Source organism: Pseudomonas cimarronensis, from assembly GCF_049331905.1.
Lineage (GTDB): Bacteria > Pseudomonadota > Gammaproteobacteria > Pseudomonadales > Pseudomonadaceae > Aquipseudomonas.
In genome coordinates this window covers 18,115-31,658 of the sequence record NZ_CP186283.1, presented here as the reverse complement: position 1 = coordinate 31,658, position 13,544 = coordinate 18,115, and the positions used below count along the sequence as shown (strand labels likewise).

The window sequence follows — 13,544 nt, the reverse complement described above, 5'->3', positions numbered from 1 at the left end:
AGGCTGTTCATGACCCGCGAAGAATTTCTGCGTTTGGCCGCTGCCGGCTATAACCGCATTCCTGTTGCCTGCGAAACTCTGGTGGATTTCGACACCCCGCTGTCCATCTATCTGAAACTGGCCGATCAGGCCAACACTTACCTGCTGGAGTCCGTGCAGGGCGGCGAGAAATGGGGGCGTTACTCCATCATCGGCTTACCAGCACGTACCGTGCTGCGTGCTTACGGGCATGAGGTGACCATCAGCGTCGACGGTGTTGAAGTGGAGCGTCATCACTGCGAAGACCCGCTGGCCTTTGTCGAGCAATTCAAAAATCGCTACAAGGTGCCGACCCTGGCCGGCTTGCCGCGCTTTAACGGTGGGCTGGTCGGTTACTTTGGCTATGACAGCGTGCGCTACGTCGAGCCCAAACTGGCCAAGGGTGTTAACCCCGATGCCTTGGGTACGCCGGATATCTTGCTGATGGTGTCCGATGCAGTGGTGGTGTTCGACAACCTGGCGGGCAAGATGCACGCCATCGTACTGGTCGATCCGAGCGAGACCGATGCGCTGGAGCAGGGCCAGGCGCGCCTGCAGGAAATTCTGCACAAGCTGCGTCAGCCGATCACTCCGCGCCTGGGCGTGGACCTGGCCGCGCCGGCCGCTGCCGAGCCGGACTTCGTTTCCAGCTTCAAGCGCGATGACTACGAAAATGCAGTCAAGGCGATCAAGGAGTACATCCTGGCGGGCGATTGCATGCAGGTGGTGATCTCGCAGCGCATGTCGATCCCGTTCAAGGCCGCGCCGATTGATCTGTACCGCGCGCTGCGTTGCATCAACCCGACGCCTTATATGTACTTCTTCAACTTCGGCGACTTCCATGTGGTTGGCAGCTCCCCGGAGGTGCTGGTGCGCCTGGAAGATGGTCTGGTCACCGTACGCCCGATTGCTGGCACGCGCCCGCGTGGTGCTAATGAAGAGGCTGATCTGGCCCTGGAAGAGGATCTGCTGTCCGATGCCAAGGAAGTCGCCGAGCACCTGATGCTGATCGACCTGGGTCGCAACGATGTTGGTCGTGTGGCCAGCACCGGCAGCGTCAAGCTCACCGAGAAGATGGTGATCGAGCGTTATTCCAACGTCATGCACATCGTCTCCAACGTCACCGGCCAACTGAAGGAAGGCCTCACTGCAATGGACGCGCTGCGCGCCATTCTGCCGGCCGGCACCCTGTCCGGTGCGCCGAAGATTCGCGCCATGGAAATCATCGATGAGCTGGAACCGGTCAAGCGCGGTGTCTATGGCGGCGCCGTGGGTTACCTGGCGTGGAACGGCAATATGGACACCGCCATCGCCATTCGTACCGCGGTGATCAAGGATGGCGAGCTACACGTGCAGGCTGGTGCCGGCATCGTCGCCGACTCGGTGCCGGCACTGGAGTGGGAGGAGACGCTGAACAAGCGTCGCGCCATGTTCCGTGCTGTGGCGCTTGCCGAGCAAACCGTTCCTGACCTGTCCAGGCGCTGAGGAGTCCCACCATGCTTTTGATGATCGATAACTACGACTCTTTCACCTACAACGTGGTGCAGTACCTGGGCGAGCTGGGTGCCGACGTCCACGTGATTCGCAATGACGAGCTATCCATTGCCGAAATCGAGGCGCTTAAGCCCGAGCGTATCGTTGTCTCGCCTGGCCCGTGCACGCCAACTGAAGCTGGGGTGTCCATTGAGGCCATCCTGCACTTTGCCGGTAAGCTGCCGATTCTCGGCGTATGCCTGGGGCACCAGAGCATCGGCCAGGCTTTCGGTGGCGATGTAGTCCGCGCCCGTCAGGTGATGCACGGTAAGACCAGCCCAGTGTTCCATCGCGACCTGGGCGTCTTCGCCGGCCTGAACAACCCGCTGACCGTGACCCGCTACCATTCCCTGGTGGTCAAACGCGAAACCCTGCCGGATTGCCTGGAAGTCACCGCCTGGACGCAGCATGAGGACGGCTCGGTGGATGAGATCATGGGCCTGCGCCACAAGACCCTGCATATTGAGGGCGTGCAGTTTCACCCTGAGTCGATTCTCACCGAGCAGGGCCACGAGCTGTTTGCCAACTTCCTCAAACAACAAGGAGGCCAGCGCTGATGAATATCAAGGAAGCCCTCAACCGAGTGGTCAACCAGCTCGACCTGAGCACCGAAGAAATGCAGGACGTTATGCGCGAAATCATGACGGGTCAGTGCACGGATGCGCAGATCGGCGCTTTTCTGATGGGCATGCGCATGAAAAGCGAGACCATCGACGAGATCGTCGGTGCCGTTTCGGTCATGCGTGAGCTGGCCAGCCATGTGCACCTGCAGACCCTCGATCATGTGGTGGATGTGGTCGGCACCGGTGGCGATGGCGCGAATATTTTCAACGTCTCCACCGCAGCGAGCTTTGTCGTCGCGGCGGCGGGTGGCAAGGTGGCCAAGCACGGCAACCGCGCCGTTTCTGGCAAGAGTGGCAGTGCCGACCTGTTGGAAACCGCCGGGATCTACCTGAGCCTGACCCCTGTGCAGGTGGCGCGCTGCATCGAGAGTGTTGGTGTTGGCTTTATGTTTGCCCAAGTGCATCACTCGGCGATGAAGTATGCCGCTGTGCCACGCCGTGAGCTGGGCCTGCGCACCCTCTTCAATATGCTCGGTCCGCTGACCAATCCGGCTGGGGTCAAGCACCAGGTGGTGGGCGTGTTCAGTCAGGCGCTGTGCCGGCCGCTCGCCGAGGTGCTCAAGCGCCTAGGCAGCCAGCACATTCTGGTGGTGCATTCGCGCGATGGGCTGGATGAGTTCAGCCTGGCGGCGGCGACCCATGTCGCTGAGCTGAAGGATGGCCAGATCACCGAATACGAAGTGCTGCCGGAAGACCTTGGGCTGAAGAGCCAGAGTTTGGTTGGCCTGGCGGTGGAAAGCCCAGAGGCCTCGCTGGCGCTGATTCGCGATGCTCTGACGAAGCGCAAGAGCGAAGCTGGGCAGAAAGCGGCCGACATGATTGCCCTGAATGCCGGTGCGGCGCTGTATGCGGCGGATCTGGCGAGCAGCCTCAAGCAGGGTGTGCAGCTCGCCCATGACGCCTTGCACACCGGCCTGGCCTGGGAGAAGTTGCAGGAGTTGGTGTCCTTTACCGCTGTATTCAAAGAGGAGAATGCCGGGTGAGTATTCCAACCGTTCTGGAGAAGATTCTCGCGCGCAAGGCTGAAGAAGTCGCCGCACGCCGCGCCGTTGTTTCGCTGGCCGAGCTGGAGCAGCAAGCCCGCAGCGCCGACCCGGTGCGCGGCTTTGCCGAGGCGCTGATCAGCCAGGCCAAGCGTAAGCAGCCGGCAGTGATCGCTGAAATCAAAAAGGCCTCACCGAGCAAGGGCGTATTGCGTGAGCATTTCGTGCCGGCCGAGATTGCCCAGAGTTATCAGGCCGGCGGTGCTACCTGTCTGTCAGTACTGACCGATATCGACTTCTTTCAGGGCGCCGATCGCTACCTGCAAGACGCCCGCGCGGCGTGCTCGCTGCCGGTGATTCGCAAGGATTTCATGATTGACCCGTACCAGATCGTCGAAGCCCGCGCCCTGGGCGCAGACTGTGTGCTGCTGATCGTCTCGGCGCTGGAAGACGCACAGATGACCGAGCTGGCCGCGACGGCCAAAGCTTTCGATCTCGATGTGCTGGTGGAAGTGCATGACGGCGATGAGCTGGAGCGTGCGTTGAAAACCCTGGATACGCCGCTGGTGGGGATCAACAACCGCAACCTGCACACCTTCGAGCTGAGCCTGGAAACCACCCTCGACCTGCTGCCACGGATTCCCCGTGACCGCCTGGTGGTGACCGAGAGTGGCATCCTTAACCGCGCCGATGTCGAGCTGATGGAAATCAGCGAGGTGTATGCCTTCCTGGTCGGCGAGGCGTTTATGCGTGCCGATAATCCAGGGGCTGAGCTGGAGCGTCTGTTCTTCCCGGAGCGCAAGCGGGTAATTGCAGCGCCTGATGTGGACTGAAAGCACCACGACATAAAAAAGCCGACGCATGCGTCGGCTTTTTTATGTCTATCGCAGGCGGCTCAGCGTGTGCCGAACACCACCATGGTCTTGCCTTTGACGCTGACCAAGCCCTGTTCTTCCAGGGCCTTGAGCACGCGACCGACCATCTCGCGCGAGCAGCCGACGATACGACCGATTTCCTGACGGGTGATCTTGATCTGCATGCCGTCAGGGTGGGTCATGGCGTCGGGTTGTTTGCACAGGTCCAGCAGGGTGCGCGCAACGCGGCCGGTGACGTCGAGAAAGGCCAGGTCGCCGACCTTGCGCGTGGTGTTGCGCAGGCGTTCGGCCATCTGGCTGCCCAGGGCATAGAGAATGTCCGGGTCCTGCTGGGTGAGTTCGCGAAACTTGGCGTAGCTCAGTTCCGCCACTTCGCACTCGGTCTTGGCGCGCACCCAGGCGCTGCGTTCTTTTTCGGCGCCGTCCTTTTCGAACAGGCCCATTTCACCGAAGAAATCCCCGGCATTGAGGTAAGCGATGATCATTTCCCGACCATCATCGTCTTCGATCAGGATGGTGACCGAACCTTTGACGATGAAGAACAGCGTTTCACAGCGATCGCCTGCATAGATGATGGTGCTCTTTGCGGTGTAGCGGCGGCGGTGACAGTGCGCGAGTAGCTTGTCGAGATTTTTTATTTTAGGTGTGAGGGTAATAGCAACCATGCCCGAATCCCGAATTTATAAAAGTAAGCCGTTGTCTGGCTGGCGTTTCTAATAATAGTTATCCGTACAAGTGTGCCAGCAATCCGTCGCGAGCTTAACAAACACTCCAATACTAGGTGTGGAATTGCGACCTGGCTATCACAAGCAGAGGGAACTTGTGCGTAACAGGTGTGCACAGCGGTCGGCAAAAGCGCTGTGCTAAGCTGCCTTCCTTTTTTAGCAGCGGAGCCTGGGTAATGAAAGCGCGTATTCAGTGGGCCGGTGAAGCCCTGTTTATCGGGGAGTCGGGCAGCGGCCATGCAGTGGTGATGGACGGCCCGCCGGAGAGCGGTGGCCGTAATCTGGGTGTGCGCCCGATGGAGATGGTGCTGATCGGCCTGGGCGGCTGCAGCAACTTCGATGTCGTCAGCATCCTGAAAAAATCCCGCCAGGCGGTCGAGAGCTGTGAAGCCTTTCTCGAAGCCGAGCGCGCCACGGAAGAACCCAAGGTGTTTACCAAGATCCACCTGCATTTCGTGGTCAAGGGCCGTGGGTTGAAAGAGGCTCAGGTCAAACGTGCGGTTGAGTTGTCGGCCGAAAAGTACTGCTCTGCCTCGATCATGCTGGGCCGCGGCGGCGTTGAGATCACCCATGATTACGAGATTGTCGAACTGGGCGAGTAACCCGGTACGATCTTCGGCAATGGAAAAGGGCACCGAGGTGCCCTTTTTGTGCCGCTGATTCAGCCTTACACGCGGTAGGTGGTGCTGGTCATGACCTTGGCCAGCAGGCTCATGCCGAACTTCACCGGCGCCGGGAAGCGCAAACCGCCAGCGCCCAGCGCGTTGCAGGCGTGCTGCTCTTCATCGACACGCATCTGCTCGAGAATCGCCCGGGATTTCTGGTCTTCCAGTGGAATTTGCTGCAGATGATCGTCCAGGTGTTTGACCACCTGATCTTCGGTGGCGGCAACAAACCCCAGACTGACCCTGTCGCTGATCAGTCCGGCCGCAGCGCCGACACCGAAAGATAGGCCGTAGAACAGCGGGTTGAGGATGCTTGGCTGGCTGCCCAGCTGACGAATGCGCTGTTCGCACCAGGCCAGATGGTCAATTTCCTCATCGGCGGCATGCTCCATCGCCTGGCGTACTTGCGGCAACTTGGCGGTCAGCGCCTGGCCCTGGTACAGCGCCTGGGCGCAAACCTCACCGGTATGGTTGATGCGCATCAGCCCGGCCACATGCTGGGCCTGGCGCTCGTCCAATTCGGCCTCCGGCTGCACGATCGCCGGCGACGGCCGTGTCGGCTGGCCGCTGAACGGCAGCAGGGTGCGCAGGGCCGCATCGGCTTGCAGCAGCAGGCGATCAACAGGTGAGAAGTGACGTTCGCTGGCCATAAGGACCTCCGGCGATGATGACGGCGTTCAGTTTACTCCACGCGCGGCAGAAGGTCTGTTGACGTTTCGTCGCAGCCTCGCACGCGTTGGTTTCAGGGCAATTCGCGCAGCACGCGAAACCCCAGGGCGTAGTCCTTGTGCTGTGGCTGCTTCATGTCGCGCTGGCTGCTGCGCAGGTAGGTCGGGCCGCTGTTCCAGGCGCCGCCGCGTACCACGCGCGGGCTTTGATCCAGCAACCCGGCGCTGTGTTGTTCGCTGCCGTCGAAGGGGCTGGCGAAGCGCGAGGCGGTCCATTCCCAGACATTACCAGCGGTGTCATACAGGCCGAAGGCGTTGGCCGGAAACTGGCCGACGCGCTCGGTCTTGCTCTGGATCAGTCGCGAGGTGGCGCAGCCGCGGCAATGCGCGCGCGGTCGCGTTTCCGGGCTGTCGAGTTGCTCACCCCACCAGTAATAGCTGGTGCTGCCGGCGCGGGCGGCATATTCCCATTCGGCTTCGGTGGGCAGGCGATAGCGCTGCCCGGTGACTTTCGACAGCCATTGGCTGTAGGCCTGGGCCTGGTGCCAGGACACATGGATCACCGGTCGTTGTGCCGACAAGCCCCAGCCTTCGTTATCCGGCATCGGCGTGGCGGTGGCTTCGGCGTAGTGCTGCCAGTCGCTGAACGTCACTTCATAGCGCCCGATGGCGAAGGGTTGGCTGATTTCGATCGGCGTGAGCGGGCGTTCGTTATGGTTGCCGCGGCCACTGTGGTCGCCAAGCAGATAGCGCCCAGCCGGCACCACAACCAGCTGCGGGCCTTGCTGGCCTTGGGGCAAGGTGTCGCTAAACACCTTGCCCGGCGTGTCTGCGTGCGCGGAGTTGCCAATCAGCAGGGTGAGCAGGCTCAGCGCGCCGAGTAAGGTGCGACTCAACCCGGCGGCCATGCCATCTGCCGTTGTCCGAGTACATGCATATGGATGTGGTGCACGGTCTGGCCGCCCAGGCCATTGCAGTTCATCACCACGCGAAAGCCGTCCTCGCAGCCCTGTTCCTTGGCCAGGCGCTGGGCGGTGAAGAGAATATGCCCGGCCAGTGGCGTGTCAGCGGCGCTCAGGTCATTGAGGGTGCTGATGTGTTTTTTCGGGATCACCAGAAAGTGCACCGGTGCCTGTGGGCCAATATCGTGAAAGGCCACCACCTGATCATCTTCATAAAGCTTGCGCGCAGGTATTTCACCAGCGACGATCTTGCAAAACAGACAGTCCATGGACAGTCCCCAGGCCATTCAAAAGAGGGCCGAGTTTAGTAGACAAGGAGTGTGGGTGAAAAACGATATTCATGATCTGGGTCTGGTGTTGGACTCCAAGACCAAGCTGGTGCTGATCGAGTCCTGGGATGAGCCGCGGGTGCTGGAAACCCTGACCGGTCTCGCCGTGCGCCGTGGCCTTGGCTTGCAGGTGTGGTCGGTAACCGAGGGGTTGCAGCGTGTGGGCTATTCCATTCAGGAGCCGGTCGACAGCGCTACCCTGGAGCCGGAAACCGCACTGCGCCTGATCAAGGCGGACACACAGCCAACGCTCTATGTACTGTGCGATCTGCATCCGTTTCTTGAGGACAACCCCAAGCTGGTGCGTCTGCTCAAGGAAATCGCCATGAGCGAGTCACCCAGCAAACCGACGCTGGTGCTGGTCTCCCATGCCTGCAAACTACCGCCCGAGGTGCAGCGCTATGCTTCGCGCTTCAGTCTGGCGCTGCCTTCCGAAGAAGAGCTGCTGGCCATCGTGCGTGACGAGGCTACCGGTTGGAGTGCACGCAACCGCAATGCTCGGGTGCGCACCGATAACCGCACCTTGCAGCAGGTGGTGAAAAACCTGCGTGGTCTCAGCCATGCCGAAGCGCGTGCGCTGGCGCGTAATGTGATCTGCGATGACGGCGCGATCACCCAGGAAGACCTGCCGGAGCTGAACAAGACCAAGTTCAAGCTGCTCGATCTCGATGGCGTGCTGAGTTTCGAGTACGACACCGCACGTTTCGCCGAGGTCGGCGGGCTGAGCAATCTCAAGCGCTGGCTGGGTGAGCGGCAGGGCATCTTCCTGGAAGGCAAAGGCGTCGATCTACCCAAGGGTGTTCTGCTGGTTGGGGTGCAGGGCGGTGGCAAGAGCCTCGCCGCCAAGGCTATCGCCGGCCTGTGGGGCTTGCCCCTGCTGCGTCTGGATTTTGCCTGCCTGTACAACAAGTTCTTCGGCGAGACCGAACGCAACCTGCGTGAAGCGCTCAAGCTGGCTGAGCAGATGGCGCCCTGTGTGCTGTGGATGGACGAGATCGAGAAGGGCCTGGCTAGTGGTGACCATGATGGTGGCGTCAGTCAGCGCGTACTCGGCACCTTGCTGACCTGGATGGCCGAGCGCAAGGCGCCGGTATTTATGGTGGCCACAGCCAACGCGATTTCCCGGCTACCGCCGGAACTGATGCGCAAGGGGCGCTTCGATGAGCTGTTCTTTGTCGACTTGCCGGACGTGGCAGTGCGGGCCGAAATCTTCCGTATTCACCTGGCGCGGCGTGAGCTGGAGGTGACGGAGTTTGATCTGGCCCAATTGGCCGCCGCTTGCGATGGCTTTTCTGGCGCGGAGATTGAGCAGGCGGTGGTCAGCGCCCTGTATGCCGCGCAAGCGCAGCAACAAACGGTCAACCAGGCATTGCTGCTGCAGAGCATTCAAGGCACCGCGCCGCTGTCGGTGGTGATGGCTGAAGACCTTGCTGCCCTGCGCGCCTGGGCGGACGGCCGTACGGTTAATGCCGGCTAGCTAGGCTGCCGGCTTGCCGAACTGGCGATTCAGTCGTGCGCTGATCCGTCGGACCAGCCAGCGCGGTGCCAGGCGCGGGCTGAGGGCGAGCATGCGGTTGCGCCAGCCCGGGATGATGATCGCGCGATTCTTCTCCAGGGCTTTAACCGTGATCAGTGCCACTTCTTCGCAGCTCATCATCAGTTTGCTGCCTTGCAGGGCTTTGACGTCCATGCTGGCGCTGCGGAAGAACGCACTGCGAGTGGGGCCTGGGCAGAGCACGGAGACTTTCACACCGTCGGCTTTCAACTCCTCGCGCAGGCCTTCGGAGAAGTGCAGCACATAGGCTTTGCTGGCGTAGTAGTTGCTCATGCCCGGCCCTGGCTGAAAGCCGGCGACCGAGGCGACGTTAAGAATCTGCCCGCTGCCCTGGCCGGCCATGATGGTGCCGATGGCATGACACAGGCGCGCCAGGGCCAGGATATTCAGTTCGATCAGTTGCTGTTCGCGTGCCCAGTCCTGAGCCACGTAAGCGCCCGAGGTGCCGATGCCGGCGTTGTTCACCAGCAGATCGATACTGCGCTCGCCTTGCTCCAGCTCATGCAGCAAGCCACTGACCTGCAGCGGCTGGCTGAGGTCGCAGACGCGGAACAGCACCTCTACGGAAAAACGCTGGGTTAGCTCGCAGGCAATGCTTTCCAGCGCATCGCGCTGGCGCGCCACCAGAATCAGGTTGCGGCCACGCCGGGCCAGGGCTTCGGCCAATGCCAGGCCAATACCGCTGGAAGCTCCGGTGATAAGCGCATAACTGGTCATAGGATTCTCCGGGAAGGGGCCTTTCGACCCCTCGCACCGTGCAAGGTTGCGTCTTAGGCGGCAGCGTCTGCATAGCCCATATAGGCGGGCAGGGCGATGGCCGCGAGGATGCCGACGATGATCAGGGCGATCCACAGCAAGGCAAGGACTTTCACCACCGTGCTGTTGGGCGGTGGCGGTGGGCCGAAGCGGTTAGCCTCAGTGCTACCGGGGATGATGAACATCAGCAGCGAGAACACGCCGCCAACCACCGGCACCAGGGTGATCAGCAGTAACCAGCCTGACCAGCCGATATCGTGCAGGCGCTTCACCCCGAACATGATGCTGATCACGGCAACGGCGATACCGGCGATAACCATCAGCAGGCCGCCGAGTATTTCCGACGCGGCAAAGAAGCCCGCGGCGATGCCGAACACAGGCATACAGGCCAGTATCAGGACCAGTGACCAGGCCAGGTAGCGCAAACGGCCGATCCGTCCTTCGATACCGATCACCTTCAGCTCGCCAAATTCGGGCAGGCTTTCCGCCACAGTGGCTTTGGGCGTGGCATAGGGGCTACTGGACGCAGGACTGACCATTTCTGGCGGGTTTTCCGCGAGCATGGTCTGGCGGGCGATAAATTTCTCGATAACGATGCCGCATGCCGAGCACTCGATGGCTTTGGCTTGCTGATGCCCGCATTTGGGGCAGGTCATCGGGACGTTACTGGCTGGTTCGCTATCGGGGGCGCGGTGATCATCGGTTTCCACCAGGCTCAGGCTGGCGGCGAAGTCCTGCTCCTTGCGCACCTTGGCGCCGGCGCTTTGCAGGGCCTTGAGGTACTGATCCGCCTCGTTCTCGCTGAGGTCGCGTTTGATATCGACGGTTTTGCCGATAAACAGCGAGTGGATGCGCGTCAGGTCACTCTTGAATAGCCGGGCGAGGTTTTCCTGGGTGGCTTCCAGGCTGGCGTCTGGCATCAACTCGCCGTTGAAGACAATCTTGTAGCGGGCTTGGGTCATGTTGGCGTCCTTGTCGGTGCCAGGATGGAGTTGCGCTACAGACTAGCCGGCCTGCAGGCCAGTAAACAAGCCGCCTTGCCGGCAAAGATGCGCATCTCTGGAGGTGCTTCACGCTCCGCCGTGCGCCGCCCAGCTGCCGACCAGGCGGCCATTGCGCAGCAGCACGAGCTGGTTGAACAGCTCGAACAGCCCCTCCGAGCGTTGCGGGCGCAGGAATACCCAGTCATCGACCTGCAAGCCTGTGCCGAGGGAGCCGATCAGCCGCTCCTGGTTGGCACTGCGGCCATACAGCGCGTCATAGCTGAGCCCGGCCGGTGAAACCGGAGTGGCTGGCCACTGTCCGCCATACAGGTAGTACGTCTGCTGACGGTTACGATCCCAGCGTTGCAGTAACGGCTGTGCCGAGTCGAGAAACGGCAACTGCCCAGGCAGTGCCTTGAGTACCGGGCTGGCGATCCACAAGGCTGCCAGCAGGTCGCCGAGCAAGGGACTGTCGAAGTCGCTGGGTTTGAGCAGTGCCGAGCCCACCGCCACCTCATTCAGCGGTGTGGCGAGGCGCGTGTGCAGGGCATAGGTCAGGCTGCCGGCACCATTGAGCAGCGGTTGCGCCGGCCACAGCTCGCTAAAGGTGGCAGCACTGGCAATAAAGGCCTGGTAGCGCGCTGTGCTCTGGGCGAAGGCCATGTCTTGATTGACCCAGAGGGGCGTATGGGCCAGGTGTGCGTCATAGCCCATCAGGCCGCGGATGCGCAGCAGATTCGGAGTGCCGCGCAGCCAGTTGAGTGCATTGCCGAGTGCTTCTGGTGTGGCAAAACCGCCGCGCGCCAGGCCGATGTCGATCTCGAAGGCAATTTGCAGCGGCTGGTTAAGGGCATTGGCCAGGGCGGCGTATTCCTGCAGGCGCGTTTGGCTGTCGATCAGCCAGGTCAGCTGCCTGGCCGGGACAAAATCGCTGCCTTGTGGCAGTTGCTGGTAGAAACTCAGTGCCGCCGCCGCGGGCAAGGGCTTGCCGAGCAGCAGGTCGGCCTGGGGGAAGTTCACCGCGAGCTGATTGATCTGCGGCTGGTGAAACACCATAAAGCGCTGCGTACCGAGCTTCTTGGCCAGGTATTCCAGCAGGCCGATAGAGGCCAGGGACTTGGCCACCAGACGCAACGGCAACTGGTTGCCGAGCTGGTTGGCGAGCCGCTCGGCATTCTGGTCCAGGCGCGCCAGGTCAACCACTAACAGGGGAATGCCGCCGCCCTCACGGCGCAACAGCTGGTTAAGCGCGGCGAAGTAGGGCGCGTGCGGCTGACCAAGGTCGCTCGGGCGCAGTGCCCAGCCGGCCAGCAGCCCGAGTGCGCCGAGGCCGAGCAGGTTGCGTCGCTTCATCGCGCCCAGCGTTGTTGCAGTTGCTGGCTGCTCGTGAGGGCCGCGCGGTATTCGTTGTCGAGGCGGGTGATCAACTGCTCGACGCTCGGCAGGTCGCGGATATTGCCGACACCCTGGCCGGCCGACCACACGGTTTTCCAGGCTTTGGCTTCTTCATCCATCGGTTTGAGTTTCTCGCCGTAGTTGACCTCGCCCTTGTTCTGCAGCTGCTTGAGGTCGTAACCGGCCAGCTCCAGGCTCTGGCGCATAAAGCTCGCCGGCACGCCAGAGACTGCCGGGGTGTGGATGATGTCGGCGGCTTTGGCGTCGAGGATCATCTGCTTGTAGGCGGGCGAGGCGGCGTTTTCCTGGGTGGCGATCAGGCGGGTGCCGAGGTAGGCCAGGTCGGCACCGAGCAATTGCGCAGCGAGTATCTCGTGGCCCTGGTTGAGGCAGCCGGCGAGCAGCAGGGTTTTATCGAAGAATTGACGGATCTCGGCGATCAGCGCAAACGGGCTCCAGGTCCCGGCATGTCCGCCGGCGCCGGCGGCGACTGCAATCAGCCCATCGACCCCTGCTTCGGCGGCTTTCTCGGCATGCCGGCGGGTGGTCACGTCGTGGAACACCAGGCCGCTATAGCTGTGCACGGCATCCACCACTTCCTTCACCGCGCCCAGGCTGGTGATCACAATCGGTACGCGCTGCTCGACGCAGATTGCCAGATCCGCCTGCAGGCGCGGGTTGCTGCCATGCACGATCAGGTTGACCGCATAGGGCGCCGCGGTGTCGCTGCGGCCGGCCTCGATCTCTTCCAGCCAGTCTTTGAAGCCACTGCTCTCACGCTGGTTGAGGGCCGGGAAGCTACCGACGATGCCATTGTTGCAGCAGGCCAGCACCAGTTGCGGGTTGGACACCAGAAACATCGGTGCGGCGACGACGGGCAGGCGCAGGCGTTGTTCGAGCAGGGCAGGCAGCGACATGCAGTAATCCTCTTGATGGAATTAGAAGGGGCGAACCACGACCAGAATGACAATGCCCAGCAGGGCCAGCACGGGCGCTTCATTGAACCAGCGGTAGAACACATGGCTGCGCTGGTTTTCGCCCCGGGCAAAGGCCTTGAGTTGGGCGCCACACATAAACTGGTAGATCACCAGCAGGGCCACCAGGCTCAGCTTGGCGTGCATCCAGCCCTGGCTGAAGTAGTAGCTCGGGTTAAGGCTGATCAGCCACAAGCCCAGGCCAACGGTAAGAATCAGTGACGGCCACATGATGCCGCGATACAGCTTGCGCTCCATGATGCAGAACCGCTCGCGACTGATCTCGTCCGTGCTCATGGCGTGGTAGACGAACAGGCGCGGCAGGTAGAACAGGCCGGCGAACCAGCAGACCATGGCGATGATGTGCAGGGCCTTGAGCCACAGATAGAGCATTGTCCGAACTCGTTGCTGAAAAGTGCCCCGATAGTAGTGGGCATGACTGCCGCCGTCATCACTGGCGGTTGGCCCCTGGCCGAAGCGGCCGTATCATCGGCAGCTTT

Annotated in this window: 15 protein-coding genes; 6 read left to right on the top strand and 9 right to left on the bottom strand. The window is 61.6% G+C overall.

Features of this window, described 5'->3' with window-relative positions:
- Nucleotides 1-9 precede the first annotated feature (9 nt).
- The 4 genes from trpE to trpC are packed head-to-tail and all read left to right on the top strand — an operon-like array spanning nt 10 to nt 3,990.
- Nucleotides 10-1,503 (top strand): anthranilate synthase component I, encoded by a 1,494-nt coding sequence (gene trpE, locus ACOCLD_RS00160; protein ID WP_422910382.1) that lies wholly within the window; start codon nt 10-12, stop codon nt 1,501-1,503.
- 11 nt (nt 1,504-1,514) lie between these two features.
- Nucleotides 1,515-2,108, top strand: a complete 594-nt coding sequence (locus tag ACOCLD_RS00155; RefSeq protein ID WP_257779333.1) for an aminodeoxychorismate/anthranilate synthase component II — start codon at nt 1,515-1,517, stop codon at nt 2,106-2,108.
- Nucleotides 2,108-3,157 carry an anthranilate phosphoribosyltransferase gene (trpD, locus tag ACOCLD_RS00150; RefSeq protein WP_422910381.1) on the top strand — a complete coding sequence of 350 codons (1,050 nt, stop codon included), beginning with the start codon at nt 2,108-2,110 and terminating at the stop codon, nt 3,155-3,157. Before ACOCLD_RS00155 ends, trpD begins: the two co-directional genes overlap by 1 nt.
- Nucleotides 3,154-3,990: an indole-3-glycerol phosphate synthase TrpC gene (gene trpC / locus ACOCLD_RS00145; RefSeq protein WP_422910380.1), complete on the top strand. Its 837-nt coding sequence runs from the start codon at nt 3,154-3,156 to the stop codon at nt 3,988-3,990. Before trpD ends, trpC begins: the two co-directional genes overlap by 4 nt.
- Before the next feature lie 62 nt (nt 3,991-4,052).
- Here the strand turns inward: trpC and crp are convergent, their stop codons facing one another.
- Nucleotides 4,053-4,697 carry a cAMP-activated global transcriptional regulator CRP gene (gene crp / locus ACOCLD_RS00140; RefSeq protein WP_108488573.1) on the bottom strand — a complete coding sequence of 215 codons (645 nt, stop codon included), beginning with the start codon at nt 4,695-4,697 and terminating at the stop codon, nt 4,053-4,055.
- A 236-nt stretch (nt 4,698-4,933) separates the two neighbouring features.
- On the opposite strand from crp, the gene ACOCLD_RS00135 reads away from it, so the two are divergent.
- Nucleotides 4,934-5,359, top strand: a complete 426-nt coding sequence (locus ACOCLD_RS00135) for an OsmC family protein (RefSeq protein ID WP_233685244.1) — start codon at nt 4,934-4,936, stop codon at nt 5,357-5,359.
- A 65-nt stretch (nt 5,360-5,424) separates the two neighbouring features.
- Here ACOCLD_RS00135 and coq7 read toward each other — a convergent pair whose 3' ends face one another.
- The 3 genes from coq7 to ACOCLD_RS00120 all read right to left on the bottom strand — a co-directional run bounded on the left by coq7 (nt 5,425) and on the right by ACOCLD_RS00120 (nt 7,321).
- On the bottom strand, nt 5,425-6,072 hold the full coding sequence (gene coq7, locus ACOCLD_RS00130; RefSeq protein ID WP_422910379.1) for a 2-polyprenyl-3-methyl-6-methoxy-1,4-benzoquinone monooxygenase: 648 nt from the start codon (nt 6,070-6,072) through the stop codon (nt 5,425-5,427).
- 92 nt (nt 6,073-6,164) lie between these two features.
- The gene (locus tag ACOCLD_RS00125) at nt 6,165-6,998 is read right to left on the bottom strand and encodes a formylglycine-generating enzyme family protein (protein ID WP_422910378.1); all 834 of its coding nucleotides are present in this window, start codon (nt 6,996-6,998) and stop codon (nt 6,165-6,167) included.
- Nucleotides 6,983-7,321, bottom strand: coding sequence for a histidine triad nucleotide-binding protein (locus ACOCLD_RS00120; protein WP_422910377.1), 339 nt, complete (start codon nt 7,319-7,321; stop codon nt 6,983-6,985). Before ACOCLD_RS00120 ends, ACOCLD_RS00125 begins: the two co-directional genes overlap by 16 nt.
- Nucleotides 7,322-7,376: 55 nt before the next feature.
- Between ACOCLD_RS00120 and ACOCLD_RS00115 the strand changes: the two genes are divergently transcribed.
- Nucleotides 7,377-8,858 carry an AAA family ATPase gene (locus ACOCLD_RS00115; RefSeq protein WP_422910376.1) on the top strand — a complete coding sequence of 494 codons (1,482 nt, stop codon included), beginning with the start codon at nt 7,377-7,379 and terminating at the stop codon, nt 8,856-8,858.
- Here ACOCLD_RS00115 and ACOCLD_RS00110 read toward each other — a convergent pair whose 3' ends face one another.
- The 5 genes from ACOCLD_RS00110 to hemJ all read right to left on the bottom strand — a co-directional run bounded on the left by ACOCLD_RS00110 (nt 8,859) and on the right by hemJ (nt 13,437).
- Nucleotides 8,859-9,653, bottom strand: coding sequence for an SDR family NAD(P)-dependent oxidoreductase (locus ACOCLD_RS00110; RefSeq protein WP_422910375.1), 795 nt, complete (start codon nt 9,651-9,653; stop codon nt 8,859-8,861). It lies immediately after the preceding gene.
- 53 nt (nt 9,654-9,706) lie between these two features.
- Nucleotides 9,707-10,654: a DUF805 domain-containing protein gene (locus ACOCLD_RS00105; protein WP_422910374.1), complete on the bottom strand. Its 948-nt coding sequence runs from the start codon at nt 10,652-10,654 to the stop codon at nt 9,707-9,709.
- Nucleotides 10,655-10,762: 108 nt separating this feature from the next.
- On the bottom strand, nt 10,763-12,028 hold the full coding sequence (locus tag ACOCLD_RS00100) for an alanine racemase (RefSeq protein WP_422910373.1): 1,266 nt from the start codon (nt 12,026-12,028) through the stop codon (nt 10,763-10,765).
- Nucleotides 12,025-12,987 carry an NAD(P)H-dependent flavin oxidoreductase gene (locus tag ACOCLD_RS00095; RefSeq protein ID WP_422910372.1) on the bottom strand — a complete coding sequence of 321 codons (963 nt, stop codon included), beginning with the start codon at nt 12,985-12,987 and terminating at the stop codon, nt 12,025-12,027. Before ACOCLD_RS00095 ends, ACOCLD_RS00100 begins: the two co-directional genes overlap by 4 nt.
- 21 nt (nt 12,988-13,008) lie before the next feature.
- Nucleotides 13,009-13,437: a protoporphyrinogen oxidase HemJ gene (gene hemJ, locus ACOCLD_RS00090; protein ID WP_233685235.1), complete on the bottom strand. Its 429-nt coding sequence runs from the start codon at nt 13,435-13,437 to the stop codon at nt 13,009-13,011.
- Nucleotides 13,438-13,544 lie beyond the last annotated feature (107 nt).